At 71.4% G+C, this 4495-nt stretch carries 4 protein-coding genes and 1 pseudogene; 3 read left to right on the forward strand and 2 right to left on the reverse strand.

Going from position 1 to position 4495, the window contains the following annotated elements:
• Positions 1-28 precede the first annotated feature (28 nt).
• Positions 29-667 (reverse strand): DUF4245 domain-containing protein, encoded by a 639-nt coding sequence (locus ACTIDRAF_RS30140; protein ID WP_016700625.1) that lies wholly within the window; start codon positions 665-667, stop codon positions 29-31.
• 354 nt (positions 668-1021) lie between these two features.
• Here ACTIDRAF_RS30140 and ACTIDRAF_RS30145 point away from each other — a divergent pair, with 354 nt between their 5' ends.
• Positions 1022-2242, forward strand: a complete 1221-nt coding sequence (locus tag ACTIDRAF_RS30145; RefSeq protein WP_157163172.1) for an acyltransferase — start codon at positions 1022-1024, stop codon at positions 2240-2242.
• 167 nt (positions 2243-2409) lie between these two features.
• Complete coding sequence (glpX, locus tag ACTIDRAF_RS0220675) at positions 2410-3492, forward strand: class II fructose-bisphosphatase (protein WP_016700627.1); 1083 nt, start codon at positions 2410-2412, stop codon at positions 3490-3492.
• A gap of 90 nt (positions 3493-3582) precedes the next feature.
• Here glpX and ACTIDRAF_RS35110 read toward each other — a convergent pair whose 3' ends face one another.
• Positions 3583-3786 (reverse strand): hypothetical protein, encoded by a 204-nt coding sequence (locus ACTIDRAF_RS35110; protein WP_016700628.1) that lies wholly within the window; start codon positions 3784-3786, stop codon positions 3583-3585.
• Positions 3787-3802: 16 nt separating this feature from the next.
• On the opposite strand from ACTIDRAF_RS35110, the pseudogene ACTIDRAF_RS30150 reads away from it, so the two are divergent.
• Positions 3803-4427, forward strand: a pseudogene (locus ACTIDRAF_RS30150) (S1 family peptidase).
• Positions 4428-4495: the final 68 nt, after the last annotated feature.

Here is a 4495-nt window from a genome sequence, read left to right on the forward strand (position 1 = left end):
GGGCGACCGGTGCCGCCGGTGCGAACGCTCAGCCGCCGCCGGTGTCGGTTCCGGCGCCCGGCTCCACCAGGTCACCGGCCACGGTCGCCTCGGCGAGTTCCCGGAACTCCGGCTCGTCGGCGCTGCCGGTGAGCAGCAGGCGCTGGCCGTCGAGTTCGGTGGTCCACGCCTCCTCGTCACGCTGGCCGGCGTAGCGGACCCAGGTGAGCCCGCCGGCCTCAACGGTGCCGAGCCCCGCCGGGTCCACGCCCGTCTCGAAGGCGACGAGGTCCGCTTCCTCGGCGTCGGACTGCGACAGCCGGAGGTAGCGGCCGTCGGGGGTCAGGTAGCCGACGCGGAGGGCGGTGGCCGCCGTTCCCCGACCGCCGAGCTGGCTGACCCGCACGTTGTTCACCCGCCACTCCTCGGTCAGGTCGGGTTCGCGCACGGCGAGGTCGACCGTGCTGACCGCGCGCCTGAGGTCGCCCTCCGGGTCAGCCCGGGCACCCACCTCGGGATCGACGCTCGGTCCACCGGGGCTGAAGCTGCACATGCCGACCAGGCCCGTCAGGGCCAACAGGACCAGCAGCAGGGGCAGCATCGAGAGCAGCAGGTCACGGGTGGACTGCTGCGCCCTGCTCCTGGGGGCCGGCGGGCCCGTTCTGGGGTCGGGGGAGTTCTCGGCCACGCGGCCATCCTCGCAAGCCGTGCTGGCGCGCCGAACAGCCCGGGTGGCCGAGGGGCGGAGGTGCGCCCAGGTCATCACCGGTCAGCCGGCCGAGCGGGGGCCGCCCCACCGGGGCGCGCCCGGCGGCACCCTGACCTCGACGCAGGCAACCACACCCTGTCGGTCTCCGTCTTCAGAGTGAGGGTTTCGGCCAGCTTCCGGGAAGCCCGCTTTCGCGCTCCCCTCGTCCAGCAGCTACTTTCACTCAATAGGGTCGAATAGCGGGACCGGGTTCCTCACTATTCGTGTCTGGCGCGCGGGACGTTCCGAACGCGCTTTCGCCGTCATCAGCCTGAGATCGGGAAGGACTCTTCGGTGAGTGCAACCACGCCCTCGGAGGCAGCCCCCTTAGCCAAGCCGGCGGCTCCGACCGGCAAGGACGGGCGTCGGCGGAACTACAGCATCGACTTCATGCGGGTCGTTCTGTTCTCCTGCGTCGTCATGGTGCACGCGGTGGGCACCATCAACTACGGCCCCGACATCGACCGGCAGATGGCCGGGCTCTCGATGTTGATGCACTACACCCGCTACGGGTTCGTGTTCATCACGGTCTTCGTCCTGTTCCTCGGCTACTACCACCGGGACACGAAGGCCACCACCTTCTGGCGCCGCCGCTTCGGACTCGTGGTGCTGCCTTACCTGCTCTGGTCGGTGATCTACTCCGTCTGGGAACCCCTCGTCCGCAGCGCGGACCCCTGGCCCGGCTGGCAGGCGGTGGCCTACGACACCGTCCTCCAGATCGTCAAGGGCGACGCGAAGTACCACCTGTACTTCCTGTTGATCTCCATGCAGATCTACCTGCTGTTCCCCGTCCTCCGCTGGCTCGTGAGGAAGACCACCGGTCACCACGGCAAATTGCTGTGCGGGGCGATCGCGATCCAGCTCGCCGCCATGCTGTGGGTGACGGTGCTCCCCGGGCCGCAGCACCCGGCGCTGGTGCTGCTGCACCAGCACGTCTGGAAGCTGTTCCCGATGTACGTGCTGTTCGCGGCGATGGGGGCGCTGGCCGCCGTGCACTTCGACCGGGCGCACGCCTGGGTGACGCGCAACTGGGTGCTGATGCTGCCGGTGATCCTGGTCGGCCTCGCCATCAGCACCGGCGTGTACCTCTACCGGAGCGGGCAGGGCGTCGCTCCGCACCTCGCCGCCTCCGCCCAGCACCCGTCCATGCTGGCCTGGGCGGTCGTGTCCATCATCGCGCTCTACCTGGTGGCCTCCGCGTGGAACGAGCGCAGGGGCGACGGCAGCGGCCTGGTCGGCCGGGCCGTCGACCTGGGAGCCGTCCGGGCGTTCGGCGTGTACGCCGCGCACCCGATCCTCATCGACGTGCTGCACCGCCTCGGCTTCGGCAGCTGGCTGTTCGAGACCTTCCCGAACTCCACCCTGGTCCGGAGTTCCCTGTTGGTGCTGGCCACCTTCGCCATCACCCTGGTGGTGGTCGAGGTCCTGCTGCGCAGCCCGTTGAGCAAGCTGCTGGTCGCCCGCCCTCGGCAGCCGATCAGGACGCGCCCGGAACCCGAGCCCGCGCGGAGCTGATCCGGTTAGCCGGCGTGCCCGGCGGCGACCCGCGCACCATCCTGGTTGTGGTCGCCGCCACCTTGTTCGATCAACCGCCGGCTCGTCGATGCCGGACCCCGCCGGTTCTGCCACCATCGACCACGCTGGGTATGCGCGCCTACCGGCGCCGATCGTCAGGAGACGCCATGAGCACACCACCAGCCGCCACGCCGGGCACGGAGGGTGCCGAGAACCAGGCTCGATCCGGGGCCACACCGGACCGCAACCTCGCCATGGAACTCGTTCGTGTGACCGAGGCGGCGGCGATGGCCAGTGGCCGCTGGGTCGGCCGGGGCGACAAGAACGGCGGCGACCAGGCGGCAGTGGACGCCATGCGCACCCTGATCGGCACCGTCTCGATGCGCGGCGTCGTGGTGATCGGGGAGGGCGAGAAGGACGAGGCCCCGATGCTCTACAACGGGGAGCACGTCGGGAACGGGGACGGCCCGCACTGCGACGTGGCCGTCGACCCGATCGACGGCACCACCCTGATGAGCAAGGGGATGCCCAACGCCCTGGCCGTCCTCGCGGTCGCCGAACGCGGCGCGATGTTCGACCCGTCCGCCGTCTTCTACATGGAGAAGCTCGCGGTCGGCCCCGAGGCCGCCGCCGTGGTGGACATCACCGCGCCCGTCGCGGAGAACATCCGCCGGGTGGCGCGCGCGAAGCAGATCCACGTCTCGGACGTGACGGTCTGCGTGCTCGACCGGCCCCGGCACCAGAAGATCGTGGAGGAGGTCCGCGCGGCGGGGGCCCGCGTCTACTTCATCTCCGACGGTGACGTGGCCGGTGCCATCGCCGCCGCCCGCCCCGACACCGGCATCGACATGCTGCTCGGCATCGGCGGAACCCCGGAGGGCATCATCGCCGCCTGCGCGCTCAAGTGCCTGGGCGGAGCCATCCAGGGCAGGTTGTGGCCGAAGGACGACGCCGAACGGGAACGGGCCACCGGCGACGGCCATGACCTCTCCCGCGTCCTGGAGACCGAGGACCTGGTGGCGGGCGACAACGCCTTCTTCTGCGCCACCGGGGTCACCGACGGCGACCTGCTGCGCGGCGTCCGCTACCGGGCCGGCGGCTGCACCACCCACTCCATCGTGATGCGGTCCAAGTCGGGCACGGTGCGGATGATCGAGGGCTACCACCGGCTGGCGAAACTGCGGGCGTTCTCCTCGGTGGACTTCGACAGCAACGTCGCCGAGCTCCTCCCCCCTCCCCCGTTGCCGTGATCACCGGCCGCCGGCCCAGCGGCGGGCCTGGCCCGGTGTTGGCCGGTGCGGACGTCGGAACGGCGCAGCCCGGTTGCGGGTTTCGGCCCCTTACCGCACGTCGACGGCGCGCCTAGCGTCAGGTTGTTCCCTTCTCCCCTGCCGGAAAGGACAACGCAGGACGCTGCGCAGAGCGCTCGCCGCGATGGTCACCGCCGCCGCGGCCTTCCTCGGGTCGACCGCCGTCGCCACGGCGAGCACCGAGCCCGAGGACTCGACGGTGCGCCCGCTGATCGTCGGCGGTGAGGACGCCACCGAGACCTACCCGTTCATGGTCTCCCTCCAGGGCACGAGCGGAAGCCACTTCTGCGGCGGCTCGCTGATCCGCGAGGACTGGGTGGTGACCGCCGCGCACTGCCTGACGGCCAACTCACCCTCGGGTGTGCGCGCCCGCGTCGGCAGCGTCGACCGCACCACCGGGGGCACCCTCGTCGGCACGAGCCAGTTCGTCATCCACCCGTCACGACCAGCAGCTCGGGTACGACATCGCGCTCGTGCGGCTCGCCAGCCCGGTGGCCCAGGAACCGATCCCCATCGCGACGAGCGCCGGTGGCCCCGGAACCCCGACCAGGCTGCTCGGATGGGGCGACGCGTGCCCGGCCGGGCAGTGCGGGCCACCAGTCACCCTGCAGCAGCTGGACACCCAGATCGTGCCCGCGTCCTCCTGCCGCGACACGGTCCCGGCCACCGAACTGTGCACCGACAACCCGGGCGGGAACGCCGGTGCCTGCTACGGCGACTCCGGCGGGCCGCAGATCAGGTCCACCGGCTCCGGCTGGGAGCTGGTCGGCGCCACCAGCCGCTCCGGCAACAACAGCCCGGTCTGCGCGACCGGGCCGTCCATCTACGGGAACGTGACCGCCCTCGCCGGGTGGATCGACGGCCACGTCGGCTGACCGACGACGTCCGCGCTCCGCGCGCCGGCGTTCGGGCCGCCCAGCGACGGCGGCTGACCGCGTCAGCC

The sequence above is a fragment of the Actinoalloteichus spitiensis RMV-1378 genome (genome assembly GCF_000239155.1).
Lineage (GTDB): Bacteria > Actinomycetota > Actinomycetes > Mycobacteriales > Pseudonocardiaceae > Actinoalloteichus_B > Actinoalloteichus_B spitiensis.

Excerpts from the sequence above, each read along its gene's own strand:
- glpX (WP_016700627.1), top strand. The coding sequence starts at position 2,410 with ATGAGCACACCACCAGCCGCCACGCCGGGCACGGAGGGTGCCGAGAAC.